Here is a 26716-nt window from a genome sequence, read left to right as displayed (position 1 = left end):
TAAAATTATAAATATGTTTTACAACATATTTATAAAAAATTGTAAATTTAATTTTTTTTTAATGAATTAAATTTATTTTTTTGTGAATTTCTTGTAAAGATATAATATTTTCTGTTGGATCTTCGTTTAATGCCATAACAGTTGCGAAAGCTCCGTTAATAGTAGTATCATAATGTACTTTATATTGTAAAGCGCTACGACATATTAATTTAGAATCTTTCATTCCCTGATGACAAGACGTCGTGTTTACTATATAGGAATATTCTCCGTTTTTTAAACGGTCTTGTATATGAGGTCTACCTTCATGAACTTTGTTCACTAATCGAGATATAATTCCAGATTTTTTTAATGACATAGAGGTACCTTTGGTAGCATCTATTTTAAAACCAAATTTCTGTAGTTTAACTGCTAAATTTACAATGCTATTTTTGTCATCATCTCTTACTGAAAGAAGAACACGACCTGATCTTTTCATATTTGTATGAGCACCTAACATTGCTTTAGAAAATGCTTCTGAAAAATTTTTTCCTATTCCCATAACTTCACCTGTAGAACGCATTTCAGGACCTAATATAGGATCTACGCCTTGGAATTTATCGAAAGGAAGAACTGCTTCTTTTACTGAAAAATAAGATGGTATGACTTCTTTATAAAATCCTTGTTCTGATAGAGTTTTTCCATACATTACACGAACAGAAATTTTAGCAAGTGCTAATCCTGTTGCTTTTGATATAAATGGTACTGTACGAGCAGCTCTCGGATTAACTTCGATAATATATATTTCATTGTTTTTTATAGCAAATTGTACATTCATTAAACCCTTTACTGATAATTCAAAAGCTAATTTTTTAACTTGTTTTCTAATTTCATCTTGAATTTTGTTTGTTAACGTATATGCTGGTAAGGAACATGCGGAGTCTCCAGAATGTACTCCAGCTTGCTCAATGTGTTCCATTATACCTCCAATTAATACATTTTCTCCATCACATATTGCATCTACATCTACTTCTATAGCGTAGTTTAAATATTGATCTAATAAAATTGGAGTGACGTTATTATTTTTTAAAATTTTTTTAAAATAGTTATCTAAATCACATGGTTCATAGACAATTTCCATTGCCCTACCACCTAATACATAAGATGGACGAACCATAATAGGGTAACCAATTTCTATGGCTTTTCTATGAGCTTCTTCTAAATTTAGTACAGTTGCATTTAAAGGTTGTTTTAATTTTAATTTAGTTACAATTTTTTGAAAACGATTGCGATCTTCTGCTTTATCAATTGCATCGGGATTAGTTCCAATAATTGGTATACCTTCTTTTTCAAATTGACGTGCTAATTTTAATGGTGTTTGACCTCCATATTGAATAATTACTCCTTTTGGATTTTCAATTCTAACTATTTCTAAAACGTTTTCTAATGTGATGGGTTCAAAATAAAGTCGATCAGAAATATCGTAGTCTGTAGATACAGTTTCTGGATTACAATTTATCATAATTGCTTCGAAACCATCTTCTCTTAAAGCTTGAGCTGCATGAACACAACAATAATCAAATTCTATTCCTTGTCCTATTCTATTAGGTCCTCCACCTATAACAATAATTTTCTGGGTATTTTTTGTTGGATAAGATTCACATTCATCTTCCCATGTTGAATACATATATGCCGTTTCAGTCGAAAATTCAGCTGAACAAGTATCAATGCGTTTGTAGACAGGATGTAAATTTAATTCATATCGAAGTTGACGTATTTCTTCTTCTTTTTTCTTAGTTAAAATTGCTATACGTAAGTCTGAAAAACCTTTTCTTTTAATAAAATAAAAGAAACTATAATTTAATCCAACAAATCCATTGTGTGTGATTTTTTTCTCTAATAAAATAATTTCTTGAATTTGAACAAGAAACCAAGGATCAATAGATGTTAATTCAAAAACTTCATTTACGGACATTCCGGCGCGAAATGCGTCACCTATATACCAAATTCGTTCAGCTCCCGCATCTTTTAGTTCATGTCTGATTTTGATTAGATGTTGCTTGTTATCTAAAAATGATACCTTAGAATCAAAACCACTTGCTCCAATTTCTAATCCACAAATAGCTTTTTGTATAGATTCTTGAAACGTTCGTCCTATTGCCATTACTTCTCCAACAGATTTCATTTGCGTAGTCAGTCTGTCGTTACATCCTAAAAATTTTTCAAAATTAAATCTAGGAATCTTAGTTACTATATAATCTATTGATGGTTCAAAAGATGCTGTGGTATTCATTCCTGTTATGTCATTAGCTAGTTCATCTAATGTATATCCTACAGCTAATTTAGCCGCTATTTTTGCAATTGGGAAACCAGTTGCTTTAGAAGCTAAAGCAGAAGAACGAGAAACTCGAGGATTCATTTCAATTACAATCATACGACCATCTTTTGGATTAATTGCAAATTGTACATTCGAACCTCCTGTTTCTACTCCTATTTCTCGTAAAATTGACATAGAAGCGTTTCTCATCATTTGATATTCTTTATCACTTAAAGTTTGTGCTGGTGCTATCGTAATTGAATCTCCAGTATGAATACCCATTGGATCTAAATTTTCAATTGAACATACAATGATACAATTGTTATTTTTATCTCTTACGACTTCCATCTCATATTCTTTCCAACCAATTAATGATTCATCAATTAAGAGTTCAGTAGTAGGAGATAATTTCAATCCTCTTTCGCAAATATCATCAAATTCTTCTTGATTATAGGCAATTCCTCCACCATGTCCACCCATAGTAAAGGAAGGACGAATAATACATGGAAAACCTACGTTTTTTAAAACAGATAATGCTTCTTGAATATTATGTGCAATTCCGCATTTTGCAGTTTTGAGATTTAGTTTTTTCATAGAATCTTCAAATAATTTTCTATCTTCTGCTTTATTGATTGCATTAATAGTTGCACCTATTATTTTTACATGAAATTCTTTTAGGATACCTCTTCGATCTAATTCTAGAGTACAATTCAATGCAGTTTGCCCACCCATAGTAGGTAGTAATGCATCAGGTTGTTCTTTTTCTATAATTTTTTTAACTATTTTCCAATGAATAGGTTCAATATATGTAGCATCTGCCATGCAAGGATCAGTCATAATAGTTGCTGGATTTGAATTTACAAGAATGATTTTGTAACCTTCTTCTTTTAGTGCTTTGCATGCTTGTGCACCTGAATAATCAAATTCACATGCTTGTCCGATAACTATTGGACCTGCACCAAGAATTAAAATTGATTTTATATCAGTAGATTTAGGCATTTTTTTTCCCTAATTAATTACTGAATTTTACTTGATTGAGTAATTTAATAAAATGATCAAATAAAGATGAAGCATCATGTGGACCCGGACTGGCTTCTGGGTGTCCTTGAAAACTAAAAGCTGGTTTATTAGTTAAACGAAGGCCTTGTAATGTTCCGTCAAAAAGTGAACTATGTGTTATAGCAATATTATTTGGCATGTTATTTGTATCTACAGTAAAACTATGATTTTGAGAGGTAATTATTACTCGATTTGTTTTAATTTCTTTTACAGGGTGATTTGCACCGTGATGACCAAATTTCATTTTGATAATATTTGCTCCACTAGCTAATGCAAGAAGCTGATGTCCTAAACAAATTCCAAAAATAGGGATATTGATTTTTAAGAAGTATTGAATAGCATAAATAGCATAATTACATGGTCTAGGATCACCTGGACCATTAGATAAAAAAATTCCATCAGGACGTAAATTTAAGACTGTTTTAGGATCTGTTTTGGCTGGTACTACAGTTAAATAGCATCCTCTATCTACAAGCATACGTAATATATTTCTTTTAACTCCAAAGTCATATACAATTATATGGAATAAAAAATTTTTTTTCCCTTCAAGGGAATTGTTTTTTTCATTAATAAAAAAGCTTCCTTTATCCCAATTATAGATAGATTTAGTACTAACTTTTTTAGCTAAATCTAATCCTTGTAAGCTTAAAAAATTTTTTGCTTTTTGATATGCTATACTATAGTTTTCTTTTTTATCTTCTATAATACATCCATTTTGTGAACCTTTTATACGTAAAATTCGTGTTAATTTTCTTGTATCAATATCAGATATTGCAACAATATTATTTTCTTTTAAGTAATCAGAAAAATTTTTTTCGCTGCGATAGTTACTTGATATTGGTGACATATCACGGATAATTAGTCCTCTTATGTGAATTCTAGAAGACTCTTCATCGTTGTGATTAGTACCTATGTTTCCAATGTGAGGATGAGTTAATGTTACAATTTGATGTGAATAAGAAGGATCGGTAATAATTTCTTGATACCCAGTTATTGATGTATTAAAAACAACTTCGCCTACAGTTGTCCCCTTGGCTCCAATAGAACGTCCATGAAATCTAGTTCCATCTTCTAAAACTAGTACTGCTAATTGTCCCAAAGCATCCTCCATTAAAAAAGTTTTAAAGATTAATTAAATTTTGCATATAAGCACAGGATTTTTAAAAAATAATGAAAAAAAATTGTATTTTATTTTAACTAAAATTAATATTTTTGTCTATTATCGTAATAGATATTTATATTTATAAGATTTTATTAAGATGATTAATTTAAAATTTATCTTTTATCATATCTTTCATATTAAATAATCCTTGATTTTTTTCATGAATCCATATAGCTGCTTCAATAGCACCTTTAGCAAAAGATTTTCTATTAAAAGCACTATGAGTAATTTTGATTTCTTCACTAGAATTTGAAAATAAAACAGTATGTTTTCCGATAATATTTCCTGATCTGATGCTAGAAAAACCAATTTTTTTTGTTTCTCTAATTTTTTTTGTAATCCCTTTCTTATAATATAAAGAATGTTTATTTAATTCCCAGTTCATAACTTTTGATATAGTTTCTCCAATAGTTAATGCAGTTCCTGAAGGTATGTCTATTTTATTTCGGTGATGAAATTCTATAATATCAATATCTGAACTATTTCCTAAAACTTTAGTGGTTTTTTGAATTAATTGACAAAGTAAATTTATTCCAAGACTAAAATTTGATGAAATCATTAGAGCTATTTTTTTAGAATATGAATGTATAGTTTTGATTTCTTCATTTGAAAAACCAGTTGTTCCTATAATAATATTTTTTTTGAATTTACAACATTTTTCTAAAAAATGTAGAGTACTGTTGGGTTGTGTAAAATCAATTAAAACATCAAATTTATTTTTTTCTATATTTATAGTATTGTTAATAGATACTCCTATTGTACCAATTCCAATGCTATCTCCTATATCTTGACCAATTAACAGATGATTTTTTTTTACTAATGCAGCAGTTAAAATAGTATTTTTGTTTTTTTGTATTTCTTTAACTAAAACCTGACCCATGCGACCTGTAGCACCAGTAATTGCAATACGAGTTATTTTTTTTTTCATAATATTATTTTTCTAATTTTTTTACATATATTAAATTTTTAGGTATTTTAAAAATTGTTTTTTCTTTATCTCCCAAAATTTCTTTTGGTGGATTATTAAAACCTAGTGTTTTTAAATATTTAATTACTTGCTTTACTAATATATCGGGTGCTGAAGCACCAGCTGTAATACCAATATTTTTTTTATTTTTAAACCATTCGTTTCTAATATCAGAAAATGATTCAATTTGTTTCGTAAATACACCTGTTTCTTTTCCTAATTCAGCGAGACGATTAGAATTAGAAGAATTTTTAGAACCGATTACGAGTATTATATCAGTTATTTTTGATAGTTTAATAATTGCATTTTGTCGATTTGTTGTTGCATAACATATATCTTCTTTTTTAGGACCAGATATATTTAAAAACTTCTTTTTTAAAGCTAAAATAATAGATTGAGTTTTTTTTATAGATAAGGTTGTTTGTGTAAAAAATTTTAATTTTTTATCGATTTTAATCGATAATTTATTTACATCTTCTATTGATTCAATAAGATGTATTTTCTCTTTTTTATTATCATATTGACCAATTGTGCCAATAACTTCAGGATGTCCTTTATGACCAATTAGGATTGTTTCTATGTTTTTTTTACTTGATTTTGAAACTTCTAAATGTACTTTTGTCACTAATGGACAAGTTGCATTTAGTATTGTTAATTTTTTTTTTATAGCTTTTTTTTTTATTTTTTTTGATACTCCGTGTGCTGAAAAAACTACTATTGAATTATTTGGAATATCCGCAATATTTTCGACGAAAACTACTCCTTTTTGACGTAGTTTTTCTATAACATATTGATTATGTACTAGTTCATGCTGAACATAAATAGTTTTTTTATAAATTTTTAGAGCATTTTCAACCATTAAAATAGCTCTTTTAACGCCTGCACAAAAACCTCTTGGATTAGCTAATATAATGTTCACTATTTTTCTCAAATTATATTTAGTTACAAAAAATTTATTTTTTATAATTAAAAATGAATTATAGATTAATCAAGAATTATAATAATTATTCTTCATAATCATAATCATACCAATAAATATACTGAAATCAGCTATATTAAATGTTGCAAAATGCCAATCTTTAATGTGCAAATCAATAAAATCTACTACAAATCCATAATTAATACGATCTATTAGATTTGCTATTGCTCCTGAAAGAATAAAAGAATAAGAAAGAATTTTATTTTTATCTTTTTTAAATTTTAAAATTATTTTTAATATTATTATTATAGTAATACTACTAAATATTAATAGAAAATATTTTTGCCATCCGTTTTGATTTGATAGAATACTAAACGCTGCTCCAAAATTATGCACATGAAATAAATTTAATATGAAAAAAATTTTTTGTTTTTCATATATATTTAAATTATTTAAAATCCATTTTTTGCTATAAAAATCTATTGTTATTATAAATAATATTATAGCGATATAAATCCCATAGTTTTTCTCAAAGTAGTATTTTTTCTTCATATGAAAATACGCTTTTCACCTTTTCCTTTCGTATTTAAAACACAACGTGTACAAATTTCATCATCATTTTTTTTGATATAAATATTATAATGCCAACATCTTGGACATTTTTTTCCTTTTATTTTTTTTAAGAAAACTTTGAAATTAGAAATTTTTTCGCTTTTTTTTGAATTTTTTGGTGCTATATCGTATAACTTTATTTGAACTTTAGAAGTTAAAAATATAAATTTTAATTCTTCTCCTAAAATATTTAATTTTTCTTTTATTTCTGGAGTGACGTATAGTATTAAAGATGCTTCTAATGAATTTTTTATATTTTTATTTTTTATTTCTTCTTCTAGAAATTTATTTATTTCATTTTTCATTTCTATTAAATTATTCCAAAATTCATAGCTAAATAAATCATTTTCATCTAAATCAAATAATTTATTAAACCATTCTTCTGTAAAAACGTATTCAGCATTTTTTTCAGGTAAGTGATTCCAAATTTCATCAGCAGTAAATGATAATATTGGTGCTATCCAACGAACAAGAGCATTAATTATATAGTATATAGCTGTTTGACAACTTCTTCGTTCTTGACTATTTTTTTTTAAAGTATATTGTCTGTCTTTTATAATATCAAGATAGAAAGAACCCATCTCGATAGAGCAAAAATACATTAAACGTTTGATAATTGCATGAAAATTGTACTGTTTATAAAATTCGATAATTTCTTCTTGTATTTTTTTTGTTTGGCTGATAGCCCATCGATCTAAAAGAACCATATTCTTTTTGAGAATAGTATTTGTTTTAGGATTAAAATCATGTATGCTTGCTAACATAAAACGAGCTGTATTTCTTATTCTTCGATAAATATCTGAAGAACGTTTCAAAATTTCGTTGGAAATAGAAATATCATGAGAATAATTAGAAGAAGCTACCCATAGTCTTAAAATATCTCCTCCTAGTGTCTTGATTATTTCGTTAGGACTAATGGTATTTCCTATAGATTTAGACATTTTTTGACCATTTTTATCAACCACGAAACCATGAGTTAAAACTTCAGAATACGGTGATTGATTTTTTGTTAACATAGAAATGATTAACGATGACATGAACCATCCTCTGTGTTGATCAGAACCTTCTAAAAACATATCTGCGCAATTCTTACTATATTTTTTATTTTTATATTTTATTAGACTATGGGTGTTTCCTGATTCGAACCATACATCTAATATGTCAAACATTTGATAATACATGCTATGTGCTTCACCTAATATTTCTTTTAAATCAATTTTCCACCATGCTTCTATTCCTTCTAATTCTACTTTTTTTATTATTTTTTTCATTAATAAATTATTTTCAGGATGAATATCTCCTGTTTTTTTATTTATGAAAAGACACATTGGTACACCCCATTTTCTTTGTCTTGAAATACACCAATCAGGTCTTTTTTTTATCATTTCTTTTATTCTAGACCCTCCCCATTTAGGTATCCATGACACTTTTTTGATTTCTTCAAGAGTTTTATAACGGAGTTTTTTTCTATCTATTTTTATAAACCATTGTTCAGTCGCTCTAAATATCACGGGAGTCTTATGTCTCCAGCAGTGCGGATAACTATGTTTTAAAATTTCATGATGTAATAAACAATTTTCTTTAATTAATAAATCTATAATTATTTTATTGGCTTTAAAAATATTTATACCATTTAATTTCGGATGTACGTTATTTTCATAATTACCTTTAAAATCGACTAAGTTAATTGTTTTTATTTTATATTTTTGACTTACTATGTAATCATCTGGTCCATGATCTGGTGCTGTATGAACAGCTCCTGTACCTGAATCGAGAGTAACATGCTCTCCTAATATTATTGGTAGAGAAGTATTTTCTAAAAATGGATGTAAAAATTTTTCTCCTTCTAAATCTTTACCCTTGAAAGAAATTAAAATATTCCAATTATTTATTTTTAAAATCTTCATTACATTTTTAACTAATTCTTTTGCTATAATTAGATTATATTTGTCAGTTTCTACTAATTGGTATTCAAAAAGTGGATGTACTGTAATAGCTTGACTTGATGGAAGAGTCCATGGTGTAGTTGTCCAAATAGGTAAATATATGTCTTTTTCGTTTGATATATTAGGATTTAGCGTTTTTTTAAAAATTTTACTGTTTTTATTTTTCATTGCAACAAAAATTGAATCTGATTCTTTATGAAAATGCTCAATTTCTGCATCAGATAAAGAAGAGTGACATTTTAAACACCAATGTATAGGTTTAGATTCTTTATATAAATATTTTTTTTCAATAATTTTAGATAGTGTTTTAATTATATTTGCTTCATTTTTAAAATCCATTGTGAGATGTGGATTTTCCCAATCTCCAATTACACCTAATCTAATAAAATCTTTTTTTTGTTTCTTTATTTGTTTTTCTGCATATTTTCTGCATTTTTTTTGAAATATTGAAGTGATTACATTTTTGCTTTTTAAGCCCATCTGTTCTTCAACTTTTTGTTCAATAGGTAATCCGTGACAATCCCAAGACGGTATATAGGGAGCATCAAATCCTGACATATTTTTTGATTTTATGATTATATCTTTTAAAATTTTATTAACTGCATGTCCAATATGAATATTTCCATTGGCATATGGAGGTCCATCATGAAGAAAAAAAATTTTTTTACCTTCTTTTTTTTGTCTTATTAATTGATAAAGATTATTTTCATACCAATTTTTTAATATCTCTGGTTCTTTTTGGGAAAGGTTTGCTCGCATAGAAAACTGTGTTTTAGGTAAATTTAAAGTACTTTTATAATCGCTCATAATTTTCTCTTTCATTTTTATTTTAATAATCATTAATGTTAAAATATTTTTTAACAATTTTAATATCTTTAGATATCTGTTTTTTTAATTCTTCTATAGAAGAAAAAAAAGATTCATTTCTTATTTTTTTGTGCAAAAACACTTCTATTTTTTTTCCATATAAATTTAGATTAAAATTAAATAAATAAACTTCAAGAAATCTGTTTTTTTTTGAATGCAAAAAACTTGGTTTGATTCCAACATTACATATTCCTATAAAATTTTTATTGAATAAACATGAAACTTTTACAGCATATACTCCGTTATTTAACGGTATATTTTTATTTAAAAATATATTTGCTGTTGGATATCCTAATTTTCGTCCTATTTTATTGCCATGAATTACACGACTTAAAATACTAAATGGACGACCAAGTAGCTTTTTCGCTAATTCAATTTTATTTTCTAATAAATATTTTCTTATATTAGTACTGCTTATTTTAATTTTATTTTTATATAATAATGCACTAACTTCTATAACTTTAAATTTATATTGATGTCCAATTTTCTTTAAAAGAGATATATTTCCATTTCTTTTTGATCCGAATCTAAAATCGTCTCCAATTATTATGAATTTTATATTTAATTTTTTTATTAAAATATTTTTTATAAATTTTTCTGGACTTAAAGATGAAAAACTTTCATTAAATTTAATACATAAAATAATATCGATATTCCATAATTGAATGTACTTGATTTTATTTTGTAATGTGGTAAGTCTTTTAGGGGGATTATGATTATGTAAAAATTCTAATGGTTGTGGTTCAAATAAAATAACTATAGTTGGTATATTATATTTTTTTCCTACTTCGTATAAATTAGAAAGCAATTTTTGATGCCCTAGATGTATGCCATCAAAATTGCCAATACTTACAGCTGAATTAGAATTTATTTTTGTTAGATTATGAATGCCTCGTATGAGCTTCATTGTTAAATTAACCTAATGAAATGAAATAATTTTTTATTTATTTTAGAAATAATTTTGATGTATTATTCTGACTAATATATAATGTTGTTTTTATTGATATAAAAATTTTTAATTCATTAAAAAACTATTTAAAATTTATTTTTTATATTTAGGAGTTAAAATTGGCAAATATTAAATCTGCTAAAAAAGATTCTATAACTTCAGAAGAACGTCGTAAGAAAAATGCTAGTCAACGTTCAAAAATTCGTACTTTTATAAAAAAAGTTCGTTTAGCTATAGTGTCTGGAAATAAAGAAAAATCATACGATGCTTTTAAGAATATGCAACCTATTATTGATAAATATGCAACTAAGGGTTTAATACATAAAAATAAAGCTGCAAGATATAAATCTATTTTATCGTTAAAAATTGCAAAACTGCACAAAAATTAATTTTTTTTTAAATGGTATTGCCTCTAATTTTTTTAAGAAGCAATACTTTATAATTTTTTATTTTGTTAAATCATCAAAAAATCTTTTTACACCGTCAAAAAATCTTTTTGAACGTGGACTATTTTTATCTCCTCGAAATCCATCAAAACTATTTCCTAGTTCATTTAAAAGATATCTTTGTTTTTCATTTAGATTAACTGGTGTTTCTACTACGACACGACATAATAAATCTCCTCGAATTTTACCTTGTACTGATTTTACGCCTTTACCTCTAACGCGAAAAAGTCTTCCTGATTGAGTTTCAGGTGGTATCTTTAATTTTACTCTACCATCCAATGTAGGTACCTCTATTTCTCCACCTAGCGCAGCCATAGTAAAATTGATTGGTACTTCACAGTAAAGGTTATTTTCTTCTCTTTCAAAGATAGGATGTTTGCTAACTGTCATTTGTACATAAAGATCACCTGATTGCGCGCCATTTGTTCCTGCTTCACCTTCGTTATTCAATCGAATTCTATCATTAGTATCAATACCTGGTGGAATTTTTATCGATAATGTTTTATTTATCTTTATTCTGCCTTGTCCTCGACATATATGGCATGGGTTTTTAATTACTGTACCTCTTCCATGACATGTCGGACATGATTGTTGAACAGTAAAAAATCCTTTTCTAATGTGAATTTGTCCTTTTCCATGACATGTTGAACAGTTGTTTGGTTTAGTTCCAGTGCTAGCTCCTGTACCATAACAAGTTTTGCATTTTTGAAATGTTGGAATACGAATTTCTTTTGTTGTTCCCTTTACTGCTTCTTCTAAGGAAATTTCCATATTATAGCATAAATCAGCTCCTTTTTTCACTCTTTGATTTCTACTTCCTCCAAAAATATCACCAAAAACATCTCCAAAAATATCTCCAAAATCTGTAGAATTAGTAAAAGTATTATAAGTATTATTTTGATTATAACCGTTTTCAAAAGCAGCATGTCCATATTGATCATATGCAGTTCTTTTTTCTTCATCAATTAAAATTTCATATGCTTCTTTTATTTCTTTAAACTTATTTTCAGCATTTTTATCTCCTTGATTACGATCAGGATGGTATTTCATTGCTAATCGTTTATAGGCTTTTTTAATTTCTCTTTCTTCAGCTGATTTTGGAATTCCTAAAATTTGATAGTAATCTTTTTTTGTCATATTACTGTTCTTCCTGCTTTGAAAATAAGTGCACGGGCGTAGATTTTTTCTACGCCCGTGCTGGTTTTAAATACTGTTATAACTTTTTCTTTTTTCAGATTAAAGTTTATTATTTTTTAGGATCTTTTATTTCTTCAAATTCCGCATCTACAACGTTTTCATTTTTTTCTGATTCAGATGATTGATTTTCTTTTTTTAAATTTTCTTCTTTTGATTTATTTTGATTTATTTCTGTTAGTTTAGATGAAATTTTTAAGAGATTTTGAATATTTTTTTCAATTTCAGATTTATTTTCTCCCTTTAATGATTTTTCTAATTCATCTAAAGCTGATTTAATTTTTTCTAGTTCTATACTTTCTATTTTATTCTTGTTTTCATCTAATTGTTTTTTAATACTATGTATTAATTGATCACCTTGATTTCTTATTTGAATTAGTTCTTCAAATTTTCGATCTGCTTCAGAATTAGCTTCAGCGTCATTAATCATTTTTTTTATCTCTTCTTCATTAAGACCAGAAGAGGCTTTAATGGTGATTTTTTGTTCTTTTCCAGTTTTTTTATCTTTTGCAGATACATGTAATATACCGTCAGAATCAATATCAAATGTAACTTCAATTTGTGCTGTTCCTCTTGGTGCAGGTTCAATTCCATCTAGATTAAATTGTCCTAAAGATTTATTATCTAATGCTCTTTTTCTTTCGCCTTGAAGTATATGTATTGTTACAGCTGACTGGTTGTCTTCTGCTGTTGAAAAAACTTGACTATGTTTAGTGGGAATAGTAGTATTCTTATTTATTAACGAAGTCATTATACCACCCATAGTCTCAATTCCTAATGACAATGGAGTTACATCAAGCAATAAAACATCTTTAACATCTCCTGAAAGTACACCTCCTTGAACTGCAGCACCAACTGCAACTGCTTCATCTGGATTGACATCTTTTCTAGGTTCTTTACCAAAGAAGTCTGCTACTTTACACTGTACCATAGGCATTCTTGTTTGACCGCCTACTAATATTACATCATTAATATCTGAAATAGATAGTCCCGCATCTTTTAATGCTACTTTTAGTGGCTCAATAGAACGTAGAACTAGATCTTCTACTAAAGATTCTAATTTTGAACGAGTAACCTTAATATTTAAATGTTTAGGTCCATTAGAATCAGCTGTAATATATGGTAGATTTACGTCAGTTTCTTGTGCTGATGATAATTCTATTTTTGCTTTTTCTGCAGATTCTTTTAAACGTTGCATAGCTAATGAATCATTTCTTAAATCAATACCTTGTTCTTTTTTAAATTCTTGTACTAAATAATTAATTAGCCTGCTATCGAAGTCTTCTCCACCAAGATGGGTATCTCCATTAGTAGCAAGAACTTCAAATGTTTTTTCTTTATCAACATCATCAATTTCAATAATAGATATATCAAAAGTTCCTCCACCTAAATCGTATACTGCTATTGTTCTATTTCCTTCACCTTTATCTAGACCATAAGCAAGCGCTGCAGCTGTAGGTTCGTTAATAATTCTTTTAACTTCTAATCCTGCAATTCTACCTGCATCTTTAGTTGCTTGCCTCTGAGCATCATTAAAATAAGCAGGAACTGTAATGACAGCTTCTTTTACTGATTCTCCTAAATAGTCTTCTGCAGTTTTTTTCATTTTTTTTAAAACTTCTGCAGAAATTTGAGGAGGTGCCATTTTTTGTTTTTTCACGTCAATCCATGCGTCACCATTTTCTGAATTAATAATAGAATATGGCATAATTTTTATATCACGTTGCACTTCATCATCTTTAAATTTTCTGCCAATTAATCTTTTTATAGCAAATAATGTATTTTTGGGATTAGTTATAGCTTGACGTTTAGCAGGTTGTCCTACTAAAACTTCTCCTTTTTGAGTATACGCAATAATTGAAGGTGTTGTACGATCTCCTTCGGAGTTTTCTAAAACACGCGGTTTGTTGCCATCCATAATGGCAACACAAGAGTTGGTTGTTCCCAAGTCAATACCAATAATTTTACCCATTGAAATTCTCCTATTTATGATTTTTTGATAAATTGGGTGTGCAACCTTTATGCGGCCATTTTTTTGGCTTTTTAATTAGCTACATAGGATTGTATTTTTATATTTTTATATATTGTTTAATGATTATTAGATGGGGTCTTTTTTCTAGTCATCAAGGTCTAAGTATAAAAAAAATGAATTTTTTGAATACAATCTTTTTATTTTTAATGAACATAATTTATTATTTTATGTTTTTAATGTATATTTTATTTTTTTATTAATTATTCTGATCATGAAATACATTACATTTTTTATTAATATACAATAGACTCTTTAACTACAGTATTTGCAAAAATATTTTGATATTTTATAGGAATATAAAATGCTAAAAAATACAATAGAGCTCACTGAGTATTTATCTTTTTTTTATTTCATTTCTTTTACTTTATTTTTTTGTTTTTTTATGCTTTTTATAAGTTGGTTTTTAGGTGGAAGATCATCGTCAAGATATAAAAACACTCCTTTTGAATCTGGTATTGTTCCAATAGGCAATACACATCTTCGTTTTTCTGTGAAATTTCATTTAATTGCAATGTTTTTTGTAATTTTTGATGTTGAAGCGCTTTATCTATACGCATGGTCTGTTAGTATAGTTGAATCGGGATGGACAGGATTTTGTGAAGCAACTGTATTTATACTGTTTCTTATTTTATCATTATTTTATTTAATTCGAATAAAAGCTTTAAATTGGGTCACATCTTGATAATAATAAAAATATTGACATTGATTATATTTAGGATTTAATTAGATGAAAGAAAAAATGAATTATATTTTAACCAGAGCAGATGGAAAAAATAAGAAACATTATCCAAATCAAACAAATCAATCTACTACAGATCCTGTAGAAGGATATTTAAAGAAAAACGTTTTTATAGGTAAAATTAGCAAACTACTTCATAAAGTGGTGAATTGGGGTCGAAAAAATTCTCTTTGGCCTTACAATTTTGGTTTGTCTTGTTGTTATGTTGAAATGGTTACAGCATTTACTTCTGTACATGATGTTGCACGTTTTGGTTCTGAAGTACTAAGAGCATCTCCAAGACAAGCGGATGTTATGGTAATTGCAGGTACTCCATTTATTAAAATGGCTCCTATTATTCAAAGGTTATATGATCAGATGCTGGAACCAAAATGGGTTATTTCTATGGGATCATGTGCTAATTCCGGTGGTATGTACGATATTTATTCTGTTGTACAAGGAGTAGATAAATTTTTACCAGTAGATATTTACATTCCTGGTTGTCCACCGAGACCTGAAGCGTATATACATGCTTTAACAGTACTTCAAAAATCAATTAATGAAGAAAGAAGACCTTTGTCTTGGGTAATTGGAGAGCAAGGTGTATACCGTAAGAAAATGATATCAGAAAAAATTCAAAATAGAAAAAGAAGAATTTCCGTGGTTAATCTTCCAACTTCAGAAAAAATCTAATTTTTTCTTAAAAAATAAATTTTTCATACTATATACTACTAGATCAATATTTTTTTGAATAGATTATTAATATTAAAATTTTTTTAGGTTAATAAAAAAATGAGAAATCTATGATAGATGAAAATAAAAAAAAAAATACTATTTTAATTAAAAATAATTGTAAAGAAAAATCCATTCTTAAAGATTTATTTGATTTTTTTGGTAAAGATTTTTGTGTTTTACAAAAAACTAGTATAGATTTTCCAATAATATGGATAAATAAATCTTTATTGTTAAAGGTTGGTAAATTTTTGTTTAATTTACCTAAGCCTTACAACATGCTTTTCGATTTGCATGGTATAGATGAACGTTTTCGATTAAATCGAGAAAATTTACCTGAAGCAGATTTTTCAGTTTTTTATCATCTGATATCTGTTGAACGAAATAGTGATATTTTAATTAAAGTTCCTTTGTTAAAAGATGATTTAAACATATCGACTTTTACTAGTTTATTTCCCAATGCGAATTGGTATGAACGTGAAACATGGGAAATGTTTGGTATTATTTTTGATCAACATCCTAATTTAACTCACATTATCATGCCTAATTCGTGGAAGGGATTTCCTTTAAGAAAAGATTATCCAGCTAGAGCAACTGAACATCAGTCTTTTTTTTTAGATGAACAGAAAGAAGATTTAGAAATGGAACAGTTAAAGTTTAAACCTGAGTTATGGGGGATGAAACGAAAAAATAATAATGTAGATTTTATGTTTTTAAATCTAGGACCTAATCATCCTTCTGCTCATGGTGCATTTAGAATTATTTTACAATTAGATGGTGAAAATATTGTAGATTGTGTTCCTGATATTGGTTATCATCATCGTGGAGCAGAAAAAATGGCAGAAAGACAATCATGGCATAGCTATATTCCATATACTGATCGCATTGAATATCTTGGTGGTTGTGTTAATGAGATGCCTTATGTCTTAGCAGTAGAAAAATTAGCTAATATTTCTGTTCCAGAAAAAGTAGAAGTAATTCGAGTAATGTTATCTGAATTGTTTCGAATAAACAGTCATCTTCTGTATATTTCTACTTTTATTCAGGATGTAGGATGTATGACACCTGTTTTTTTTGCTTTTACTGATCGTCAAAAAATATATGATTTAATTGAAGCGATTACTGGTGCTCGTATGCATCCTGCTTGGTTTCGAATTGGTGGAGTAGCTCATGATTTACCTAAAGGATGGAACATTTTATTAAAAGAATTTATTGAATGGATGCCAAAAAGATTAAAATATTACGTAAAATTAGCTTTAAAAAATCCTATTTTAATAAATCGTTCTAAAGGAATTGCTGAGTACAATCAGAAAGAAGCATTACAATGGGGTGTGACAGGAGCAGGTTTGCGTTCTACAGGATTAGATTTAGATGTAAGAAAATGGCGTCCTTATTCTGGATATCATAATTATACTTTTGAAATTCCTGTAGGGACAGGTATAAGCGATTGTTATTCGAGAGTTATGATTAAAGTAGAAGAAATATATCAAAGTTTAGTTATTTTAAAACAATGCTTAAAAAATATGCCAGAAGGTCCTTTTAAATCTGATCATCCGTTAACTACTCCTCCTCCCAAAGAACGCGTTTTAAAAGATATAGATACAATGATTACTCATTTTTTACAGGTATCTTGGGGTCCTGTCATTCCCGCTAATGAAAGCTTTCAGATGATTGAAGCAACTAAAGGTATTAATAGTTATTATTTAATAAGTGATGGTGGTACGATGAGTTATCGAACAAGAATACGAACACCTAGTTTTCCGCATTTACAACAAATACCTTCAGTTATTCGAGGAAGTTTAATATCAGATTTAATTGTATATTTAGGCAGCATAGATTTTGTTATGTCAGACGTGGATAGATAATTATGCATAAAAAAAAAGAAAATTAAAAGAAATTTCTACGACATTTACTTTAACTTCCTTTGAAATTAATGAAATAGAAAAACAAAAAAAATATTATGAAAATTCTAGATCAGTTTCAATAGAAGCATTAAAAATTGTTCAAAAAAAACGAGGTTGGATTTCTGATCAAGCAATTGTAGAAATTGCAAAAATACTTAACCTTAATCCAAGTGAAGTGGAAAGTGTAGCTACTTTTTATAGTCAAATTTATCGTCAACCTGTAGGACGCAACATTATTCGATATTGTGATAGTGTAGTTTGTTATTTAACAGGTTATGAAAAAATAAAAAAATTTTTAGAAGATTATTTGTGTGTTGAAACAGGTAATACTACTAAAGATGGTAGATTTACTTTATTACCAGTTTGTTGTTTAGGCAATTGTGATAAAGGACCTACTATAATGATTAACGAAGATTTACATTCTCGTTTAAATCCAGATTTAATACCAAATTTGCTGGAATTATATAAATGAATAATATTATACGTACTGAGGAGACACACCCATTAACGTGGAGATTAAAAAATAATCAACAAACTGTTTGGATTGAAGAATATTGTAAAAAAAACGGTTATCTTGGTTTAAAAAAAGCATTAAAAACTATGAGTCCGAAAGATGTTGTACATTTGATAAAAGAATCTGGTTTAAAAGGAAGGGGTGGAGCAGGTTTTTCTACAGGTTTAAAATGGAGTTTAATGTCTACAGATAAAAGCTTTAAAGTACGTTATTTATTGTGCAATGCTGATGAAATGGAACCTGGAACGTACAAAGATAGATTTTTAATGGAAAATATACCTCATCAATTAATTGAAGGAATATTGTTGTCATCATTTGCTTTAAATGTTTCTCGTGGTTATATTTTTTTACGAGGTGAATATATTACAGCTGAACATATTTTAAAAAAATCTATACAAGAAGCAATTAATTTTGGTTTTATTGGTTCTAATATTTTAAATAGTGGTTTTAGCTTTGAACTTTTTTTACATACTGGTGCTGGTCGTTACATTTGTGGTGAAGAAACTGCTTTAATCAATTCATTAGAAGGCCGAAGAGCTAATCCAAGAGCTAAACCACCTTTTCCTGCAGTGTTTGGGTTATGGGGAAAACCTACTTGTGTTAACAATGTTGAAACACTATCCAATGTTCCATCTATTGTATTAAATGGTGTCAATTGGTATAAAAAATTATCTAGAAGTGTTGATACTAGTGGCACTAAATTAATGGGATTCTCAGGACAAGTAAACAATCCTGGCGTTTGGGAATTACCTTTTGGAATTACTGCGCGTGAAATTTTAGAAGATTATGCATGCGGAATGAAATCGGGTTTGTCTTTAAAATCCTGGCAACCTGGTGGAGCAGGAACAGATTTTCTTATTGAAAAACATTTAGATTTACCGATGGATTTTACCAGCATCGCCAGAGCAGGAAGTCGTTTAGGAACAGCTCTTGCTATGGCTGTAGATAATAAAACCAATATGGTTTCTCTAGTTTGTAACATAGAAAAATTTTTTTCTCGTGAATCATGCGGCTTATGCACACCATGTAGAGAAGGATTACCTTGGATTGTGAAAATATTAGAAAGTTTAGAGAAAAAAGAAGGTCAAGAAAATGATATAGAAAATTTAGAGAGGTTGTGCGTACATTTAAGCCCAGGAAAAACTTTTTGTGCTCATGCTCCTGGTGCAGTAGAACCTTTACAAAGTGCTATAAAGTATTTTCGTTCAGAATTTGAAGCTGGTGTTAGTACGAAAAAATTAAAATTAAATTTAAACGTTCTTGGAATTCAATCAAATAAATTTATTCCAAAAATTTAATTTTTTTTATATAAATAATTTCTATTAATAAAGATATTTTTATGAAAATAAAAGTTTTTTTGGAACTCTTCTATTATGGCTAGAATTTATATAGATGGAAAAATATATTGTATGAGTGAATCAGATAACTTATTACAAGGATGTTTATCATCTGGTTTGAATATCCCTTATTTTTGTTGGCATCCTGTATTAGGAAGTTTAGGAGCATGTCGACAATGTGCCGTTACACAATATAATAGTTCTTCAGATAATCAAGGAAAGTTGATTATGTCTTGTATGACACCTGTAGTTGATGGGACTATTATTTCTATTAATGATGATATATCTAAAAAATTTAGAAGTAGCATCATAGAACTTTTATTAACAAATCATCCTCATGATTGTCCAGTATGTGAAGAAGGTGGAAATTGTCATTTACAGGATATGACTGTCATGACCGGTCATAACTTTCGAAGTTATAGATTTTCTAAAAGAACGCATAAAAATCAATATTTAGGGTCATTTATCAAGCATGAAATGAATCGATGCATTGGATGTTATCGTTGTGTTAGATATTATAAAGATTATGCAGATGGTACTGATTTAGATGTTTATGGTACCAATAATAATATTTATTTCGGTCGTATCGAAGATGGTGTATTAGAAAATGAACATTCAGGTAATTTGATAGAAATATGTCCTACTGGGGTGTTTACAGATAAAACTCATTCTAAAAAATATAGTCGTAAATGGGATATGCAGTATGCTCCAGGAATTTGCCAAAATTGTAGTGTTGGTTGTAATATTAGTATCGGAGAACGATATGGTGAAGTACGTCGTATAGAAAATAGATATCATGAAAATATAAATCATTATTTAATTTGTGATCTTGGACGTTTTGGATATTCTCATACTTATTTAAAAAATAGACCTAAAAATCCTATTTTATCTACGATAGAAAATGATCCAAAAATATTAAGTTTTAACAAGTCAATAGAATTTGCTGCGAATTTTTTCCAACGTTATAAAAATATAATAGGCGTTGGCTCTATTCGTTCTAGCATAGAAAATAATTTTGCTTTACAAGAATTAGTTGGTAGGGAAAATTTTTCTAATGGAATGTCTAATAAAGAGTATTCTTGTGTTAAATTAATTCTAAATACTTTAAATAATAATCAATTGTATATCCCATCTTTAAAAGAGATTGAAAGTTATGATACCATTTTAATTTTAGGCGAAGATTTAACACAAACATCTCCTCGTGTTGCATTAGCAGTACGTCAAGCTATGAAAAATAAAGCTAAAAATTTAGCTAAATTGAATGGAATTCCAGAATGGAATGCTTCTGCGTTATCTCAAATTTCAGAACGTTGTAAGAATTCTTTGTATATTACCAACACACATGAAAGCAAATTAGATAATGTTGCTGATTGGTGTTATTTTGCGTCAGTTAGTCAACAAGTAAAATTTATACGTGCTATTGCCAATAAATTAGATAACACTTTACCTGATATTTCATCTTTAAATTCTCATTTAATTAAAAAAGCATCTTTAATTGCAAAAAAAATAATGCTTTCAAAGAAAGTATTAATTATTTCTGGTTCTCATTCTTTTAGCACGTCTATTATTAAGGCTTCTATAAACATAGCTATATCAATTCATCAAAAAAATATTAATCACGTTGGTGTGACTTTTTTAACTTCTTCTTCAAATACTTTAGGATTAGGATTAATTGGTGGTTTTTCTATAGAAACTGCATTAGAAAAACTAAAACAAAAAGAAGCAGATGCCATAATTTTTATGGAATACGATTTATATCGTTATATATCTAAACACGATTGTGATACTTTTTTCAAAAAAAATAAGAATATTATAGCTATAGATCATCTATATACCAAAACATACAACAATGCTGGATTTAGTTTGCCTGCTTTGAGTTTTGCAGAAAGTTCCGGTACGATATTAAATTTTGAAGGTAGAGCACAGAGTTTTTTTCAAGTATATGACCCGACTTTTTATAATAAAAAAAATTGTCTTCATGTAAGCTGGAAATGGTTGCATTTTATTAAAAGTAAAATTGAAAAAAAAGAAATATCTTGGTTAAATTTAGATGATGTCATTTCTGCATATTCCAATAAATATCCAATTTTTAGAAAAATAAAAAAAGAAGGCCCTAATTCTTTCTTTCGTATAAATGGTCAAAAGATAGCTCGTTCTCCACATCGTTCAAGTGGTAGAACAGCTTTACGAGCAAATATTGATGTACATGAACCTTCTCAAAAAAAAGATATTGATACAATGTTTTCATTTTCCATGGAAGGTTACAATCAACCGAATGAATCTATATCACATATTCCATTTGCTTGGTTTCCTGGATGGAATTCACCACAAGCATGGAATAAATTTCAAAAAGAAGTAGGAAAGAAATTAATATCAGGTGATTCTGGTATTCATGTATTTAAAGATAACAAAAAAGTTTCAGATATTTATTTTAATTTTTCTTCCAATAGTTTTCTTAAAGAAAAATATTGGTATATCATTCCATATTATCATATTTTCGGAAATGAAGAATTAACTCAATATTCATCTATTATAAAAGAAAATATACCTTTAGAATATGTATTGATTAGTGAACTAGATGGATTGGAATTAGGTTTTAAAAAAAATTCTATAGTAGAGTTTAATTGTTTAAATCAAGATTTTCGTTTAACAATACGATTATCTAAATATTTAAATCCAAAACAAATAGGTTTACCTATAGGAAGAAAAGGCTTTCCTATTTCTCTTATTGGTGAAAAAATTAAATGTTTACGGGAATTTATTAGATGAGCAATTTAGGAATAAATTTTTATGAAATACTATTTAAAATTTTACAGATAACACTAATTGTAATTTTTATTATATTTTTTTCAGCAATTTTAAGTGTTGTTGAACGTAAATTTTTAGCATTTTTTCAAAATAGACATGGTCCTAATCGAGTCGGTTGGTTTGGAAGTTTACAATTATGTGCAGATATGATTAAAATTTTATTTAAAGAAGATTGGGTTCCATTGTTTAGTAAAAAAGTGATTTTTATTTTATCTCCAATTATAGCTTTTATTTCTTTATTATTTGTTATTCCAATAATTCCACTTGCGCCGAATTTTTTGATAATTAATTTAAATATAGGAATTTTATTTTTTCTAATGATGGCTGCTTTATCAGTTTACGCAGTATTATTTGCTGGTTGGTCAAGCAATAATAAATATGCTTTATTAGGTGCTGTTCGTGCTTCTGCTCAAACTTTGAGTTATGAAGTGTTTTTAGGTTTATCATTGATGGGTGTAGTCGCTAGATCTGGATCTTTTAAAATAATAGATATTATTAACAGTCAAAAAGAAATTTGGAATTTTATACCTCAATTTTTTGGTTTCTTGTCTTTTTTTATAGCTGGTATAGCTGTGTGTCATAGACATCCTTTTGATCAACCTGAATCTGAACAGGAGTTGGCTGATGGTTATCATATCGAGTATTCTGGTATGAAGTTTGGTTTATTTTTTATTGGTGAATATATTTCAATTATTACAGTTTCAGCATTAACATCGACATTATTTTTTGGGGGATATTTTGGTTTTTGGGGACCTAGTTTCTTTTGGTTGCTTTTAAAAACAGTTTTTTTTATTTTAATTTTTATTTTAATCAGAGCTTCTTTACCAAGACCTAGGTACGATCAGATAATGTCCTTTGGATGGAAAATTTGTTTACCGTTAACACTATTAAATTTAGTTATAACAGCTTTTTTCATATTAATATAAGTTGTATTAAGAGATCATCGTATGACTTTAAAAGAAATTGTTATTGGATTTTTAGTGCAAATAAGAAGTATGTGGATAGTTTTTAAAAACATATTTTCTAAATCTGAAACTAAAATGTATCCAGAAGAAAAATTATATTTATCTCCTCGATATCGAGGTCGAGTTATTTTAACACGTAATATAAATGGAGAAGAACGTTGCGTGGCTTGTAATTTATGTGCTGTAGTTTGTCCAGTTGATTGTATTTCTCTTCAAAAATCTGAAAAAGAAGGTGGTCGTTGGTATCCAGAATTTTTTAGAATTAATTTCTCTCGTTGTATTTTTTGTGGTTTATGCGAAGAAGCATGCCCTACAGCTGCTATTCAACTAATGCCTGATTTTGAATTATCAGATTTTAAAAGAAAAAATTTAGTTTATGAAAAAGAAGATTTATTAATTTCAGGTCCTGGAAAATACCCAGACTATAATTTTTATCGTGTTTCTGGTGTAGTTATCAAAGATAAAAAAACGGGTGAATTAGAAAGTGAATTAAAACCAGTTAATGTGAAAGATTTATTGCCATAAGTGGGAGTAGTTTAATGGAATTTGTTTTTTATATGTGTTCTTTGATAGCAGTTATTTCTACTTTATTAGTCATCATTCAAAAAAATGCGGTTTATTCTTTAGTATATTTAATAATTTCACTTTTATCAATATCTAGTATTTTTTTTATATTCGGTGCTTTTTTTGCTGGTGCTTTAGAGGTTATTGTTTACGCTGGAGCAATTATTGTTTTATTTGTTTTTGTAATTATGATGCTTAATCTTGGTGAAAAGCATGATTTTCAAGAGAAAAAATACTTAAGCCCTATCTTTTGGATAGTTCCGGGCTGTTTATCATTAATGTTATTTTTATTGATGGCATACGTTGTTTTTTTTGTTAAAGACAAACAAATATATTTTACTGTAATTGATGCAAAAGAAGTAGGTATTAATTTATTTGGTCCATATTTGTTATTAGTAGAACTTTCTTCTTTACTTTTATTATCTTCTTTAGTTGTTGTTTTTCATGTTGGAAAAGAAAAAAAATGAATTAAAAATAGTCATTTTTAATTCTTATAAGGATAATGTTTTATGATTTCTTTATTTCATGGTTTATTTTTATCGTTAATATTATTTACTTTAGGTTTGACATCTCTTATAGTTCGTCGCAATGTACTGTTTATGTTAATTAGTTTAGAAATAATGATGAATGCTGTTGCATTAGCATTGGTAGTAGTAGGAAGTTATTGGAAACAGTCTGATGGTCAAATAATGTATATACTTGCTATTACGTTAGCTGCATCTGAAGCCAGTATAGCATTAGCGTTATTACTAAAGCTTTATAGACGTCAAAAAACACTAAACATTAACGTTTTAAGCGAGATGAGTGGATGAATATTATTTTCTTGATAATTTTATTTCCATTAATAAGTTTTTTGTTTTTATCCCTTATACAGGGATCTATTTCCGAAAAGAATACAGCTATTATAGGTATATCTTCAATATTTTTTTCATTTATGACAACTTGTTTTTATATTACGAATTTTGCAAATCGTTCATATCAAATTTTTACTCAAAAATTATGCAGTTGGATTTCTATTAATGAACTAAATATAGATTTTAGTTTAATTTTAGACGGATTATCTTTAAGTATGTTAACTATGATCCTAGGAATAGGATTATTAATACATATTTTTTCTACTTGGTATATGGAAGGTAAAGAGGGTTATTCTCGATTTTTTGCATATACTAATTTATTTATAGCTGGGATGTCATTATTAGTTTTAGCAGATAATTTTATTTTCATGTATGTAGGATGGGAAATTGTAAGTGTATGTTCTTATTTGTTGATTGGTTTTTATTACAAGACCTCTAATAATAATTCTTGTGCTCTTAAAGCATTTATTTTAACTAGAATTTCAGATGTATTTTTAATAATTGCATTTTTTTTAATATATACTAAATATGGTACTTTTAATTTTCAAGAAATTAAGTTTTTATCAAAATTTTTGAATATAGAAGATTTTTCTAATTTTAATTTTCTTACACTATGTTTGTTAATAGGGGTAATTGGAAAATCAGCACAGTTGCCGTTGCATACTTGGTTATCTGACGCTATGGTTGGTCCTACTCCTGTTTCTGCCTTAATACATGCTGCTACTATGGTAACAGCTGGTGTCTATTTAATCGCAAGAACACATTTTTTGTTTTTGTTAACTCCTAAAATATTATATCTTATAAGTTTTATTGGTATAATAACAATATTTATTTCTAGTTTTTCAGCTTTAGTTCAAAAAGATATAAAACGTATTCTTGCATATTCTACTATGAGTCAAATAGGATATATGTTTTTAGCTTTAGGTGTAAAAGCATGGACTGCAGCAATTATTCATTTAATTGTTCATGCTATTTTTAAAGCATTATTATTTTTATCTTCAGGTTCTTTAATTTTATTCTGTAATAATGAAAAAAATATATTTAAGATGAGTAATGTGAGTTCAAAGTGTCCTCTTTTGTATGCTTCTTTTTTAGTCGGAGGTGCCTCTTTGATTTCTTTTCCTTTAATTACAGCTGGTTTTTACAGCAAGGGAAACATTTTATTCAGTGTTTTACAAAATGGTTATGTGAATCTATTTTTAATTGGTTTGTTCTGTTCTTTTTTGACATCTATTTATACATTTAGAATGATTTTTGTAATTTTTCATAGAAGTAGTATTTCTTTTTCTTTTTCTACTAAGAGATTAGCACATAACGTACCATTATTAATTTTGTTATTTCTTTCTACTGTATTTGGTTATCTCATAATGAGATTACCACTTATTTATGTTTTTCCAATTTCTCAACATTTAGAAAATGGTAAACTTTTATACGAAATAATATCTAGTTTTATATCTTTTTTAGGTATATTTATTTCTTATTATATTTTTCTTAAAAAACCAAATTGGTTTTTTCAATTTCTAGAATGGAAAATAATTCGATTAATTCACTATTTTTTACTAAATGGATGGTTTTTTGACTTTTTTTATAAAATTTTATTTATTAATTCTTATTTATTAATATCTAGAATCTTATCTTACGAACCATTTGACTTTTTTTCTAATTTTTTTGTTAAATTTATTAGAAAAACTAATTTAGTTTTATTAAAAAGTGCTAATGGTAATGTAAAATACTACATATTAACCATGTTAATTGGTATTAATTTATTTTTTATTTTAATTTTATGTTCTTTTTTATTATAAAAATATTTTTTTAACGAATTTTTTATAAATTTCAAAAATCTTTTTTTTTGATTATATAGATATACTAAATAA

The 26716-nt window shown here is 27.5% G+C and carries 21 protein-coding genes; 12 read left to right on the top strand and 9 right to left on the bottom strand.

Translation table 11 applies throughout. The features are described 5' to 3' along the window. Positions 1–58: 58 nt before the first annotated feature. The 7 genes from carB to ribF form a co-directional block, all read right to left on the bottom strand. Positions 59–3292 (bottom strand): carbamoyl-phosphate synthase large subunit, encoded by a 3234-nt coding sequence (gene carB, locus D8S97_RS03040; protein ID WP_158361602.1) that lies wholly within the window; start codon positions 3290–3292, stop codon positions 59–61. 13 nt (positions 3293–3305) lie between these two features. Beyond that, the gene (gene carA / locus D8S97_RS03035; RefSeq protein ID WP_158361598.1) at positions 3306–4463 is read right to left on the bottom strand and encodes a glutamine-hydrolyzing carbamoyl-phosphate synthase small subunit; all 1158 of its coding nucleotides are present in this window, start codon (positions 4461–4463) and stop codon (positions 3306–3308) included. A 157-nt stretch (positions 4464–4620) separates the two neighbouring features. Next, positions 4621–5442: a 4-hydroxy-tetrahydrodipicolinate reductase gene (dapB, locus tag D8S97_RS03030; RefSeq protein WP_158361596.1), complete on the bottom strand. Its 822-nt coding sequence runs from the start codon at positions 5440–5442 to the stop codon at positions 4621–4623. A 4-nt stretch (positions 5443–5446) separates the two neighbouring features. Then, positions 5447–6400: a 4-hydroxy-3-methylbut-2-enyl diphosphate reductase gene (gene ispH, locus D8S97_RS03025; RefSeq protein ID WP_158361593.1), complete on the bottom strand. Its 954-nt coding sequence runs from the start codon at positions 6398–6400 to the stop codon at positions 5447–5449. 69 nt (positions 6401–6469) lie between these two features. Further along, on the bottom strand, positions 6470–6952 hold the full coding sequence (lspA, locus tag D8S97_RS03020; RefSeq protein ID WP_158361590.1) for a signal peptidase II: 483 nt from the start codon (positions 6950–6952) through the stop codon (positions 6470–6472). Beyond that, positions 6949–9765 carry an isoleucine--tRNA ligase gene (gene ileS, locus D8S97_RS03015; protein ID WP_158361587.1) on the bottom strand — a complete coding sequence of 939 codons (2817 nt, stop codon included), beginning with the start codon at positions 9763–9765 and terminating at the stop codon, positions 6949–6951. The genes lspA and ileS overlap by 4 nt, the downstream gene beginning before the upstream one ends. 22 nt (positions 9766–9787) lie before the next feature. Then, positions 9788–10732: a bifunctional riboflavin kinase/FAD synthetase gene (ribF, locus tag D8S97_RS03010; protein WP_158361586.1), complete on the bottom strand. Its 945-nt coding sequence runs from the start codon at positions 10730–10732 to the stop codon at positions 9788–9790. Positions 10733–10893: 161 nt separating this feature from the next. Here ribF and rpsT point away from each other — a divergent pair, with 161 nt between their 5' ends. Then, positions 10894–11163 (top strand): 30S ribosomal protein S20, encoded by a 270-nt coding sequence (rpsT, locus tag D8S97_RS03005; RefSeq protein ID WP_158361583.1) that lies wholly within the window; start codon positions 10894–10896, stop codon positions 11161–11163. Between the two features lie 57 nt (positions 11164–11220). On the opposite strand, the gene dnaJ is transcribed toward rpsT, so the two are convergent. Further along, complete coding sequence (gene dnaJ / locus D8S97_RS03000; RefSeq protein ID WP_158361580.1) at positions 11221–12357, bottom strand: molecular chaperone DnaJ; 1137 nt, start codon at positions 12355–12357, stop codon at positions 11221–11223. A gap of 109 nt (positions 12358–12466) precedes the next feature. Then, on the bottom strand, positions 12467–14386 hold the full coding sequence (gene dnaK / locus D8S97_RS02995) for a molecular chaperone DnaK (RefSeq protein WP_158361577.1): 1920 nt from the start codon (positions 14384–14386) through the stop codon (positions 12467–12469). Positions 14387–14747: 361 nt separating this feature from the next. Between dnaK and ndhC the strand changes: the two genes are divergently transcribed. From ndhC to nuoL, 11 genes are all read left to right on the top strand, one after another. Beyond that, positions 14748–15128, top strand: coding sequence for an NADH-quinone oxidoreductase subunit A (gene ndhC / locus D8S97_RS02990; protein ID WP_158361574.1), 381 nt, complete (start codon positions 14748–14750; stop codon positions 15126–15128). A gap of 57 nt (positions 15129–15185) precedes the next feature. Then, on the top strand, positions 15186–15857 hold the full coding sequence (locus tag D8S97_RS02985; RefSeq protein WP_158361699.1) for a NuoB/complex I 20 kDa subunit family protein: 672 nt from the start codon (positions 15186–15188) through the stop codon (positions 15855–15857). 110 nt (positions 15858–15967) lie between these two features. Beyond that, positions 15968–17761 (top strand): NADH-quinone oxidoreductase subunit C/D, encoded by a 1794-nt coding sequence (nuoC, locus tag D8S97_RS02980; RefSeq protein ID WP_158361573.1) that lies wholly within the window; start codon positions 15968–15970, stop codon positions 17759–17761. 31 nt (positions 17762–17792) lie between these two features. Continuing rightward, the gene (gene nuoE, locus D8S97_RS02975) at positions 17793–18272 is read left to right on the top strand and encodes an NADH-quinone oxidoreductase subunit NuoE (RefSeq protein WP_158361570.1); all 480 of its coding nucleotides are present in this window, start codon (positions 17793–17795) and stop codon (positions 18270–18272) included. Further along, positions 18269–19612: an NADH-quinone oxidoreductase subunit NuoF gene (gene nuoF / locus D8S97_RS02970; protein WP_158361567.1), complete on the top strand. Its 1344-nt coding sequence runs from the start codon at positions 18269–18271 to the stop codon at positions 19610–19612. The genes nuoE and nuoF overlap by 4 nt, the downstream gene beginning before the upstream one ends. A 75-nt stretch (positions 19613–19687) precedes the next feature. Then, positions 19688–22420: an NADH-quinone oxidoreductase subunit NuoG gene (gene nuoG / locus D8S97_RS02965; protein ID WP_158361565.1), complete on the top strand. Its 2733-nt coding sequence runs from the start codon at positions 19688–19690 to the stop codon at positions 22418–22420. Then, positions 22417–23385, top strand: a complete 969-nt coding sequence (gene nuoH / locus D8S97_RS02960) for an NADH-quinone oxidoreductase subunit NuoH (protein ID WP_158361563.1) — start codon at positions 22417–22419, stop codon at positions 23383–23385. Before nuoG ends, nuoH begins: the two co-directional genes overlap by 4 nt. Before the next feature lie 21 nt (positions 23386–23406). Then, the gene (gene nuoI / locus D8S97_RS02955; RefSeq protein ID WP_158361560.1) at positions 23407–23949 is read left to right on the top strand and encodes an NADH-quinone oxidoreductase subunit NuoI; all 543 of its coding nucleotides are present in this window, start codon (positions 23407–23409) and stop codon (positions 23947–23949) included. Positions 23950–23963: 14 nt separating this feature from the next. Continuing rightward, positions 23964–24455, top strand: coding sequence for an NADH-quinone oxidoreductase subunit J (nuoJ, locus tag D8S97_RS02950; protein ID WP_158361557.1), 492 nt, complete (start codon positions 23964–23966; stop codon positions 24453–24455). A 42-nt stretch (positions 24456–24497) separates the two neighbouring features. Continuing rightward, the gene (gene nuoK / locus D8S97_RS02945; protein WP_158361554.1) at positions 24498–24800 is read left to right on the top strand and encodes an NADH-quinone oxidoreductase subunit NuoK; all 303 of its coding nucleotides are present in this window, start codon (positions 24498–24500) and stop codon (positions 24798–24800) included. After that, the gene (gene nuoL, locus D8S97_RS02940) at positions 24797–26644 is read left to right on the top strand and encodes an NADH-quinone oxidoreductase subunit L (protein WP_158361552.1); all 1848 of its coding nucleotides are present in this window, start codon (positions 24797–24799) and stop codon (positions 26642–26644) included. Before nuoK ends, nuoL begins: the two co-directional genes overlap by 4 nt. The last annotated feature ends 72 nt before the right edge of the window (positions 26645–26716 follow it).

It is taken from the genome of Buchnera aphidicola (Rhopalosiphum maidis), from assembly GCF_003671935.1.
GTDB classification, from domain to species: domain Bacteria; phylum Pseudomonadota; class Gammaproteobacteria; order Enterobacterales; family Enterobacteriaceae; genus Buchnera; species Buchnera aphidicola_AL.
Note: the sequence above shows the minus strand (reverse complement) of the source record. Positions and strands in the feature narration are given on the sequence as shown.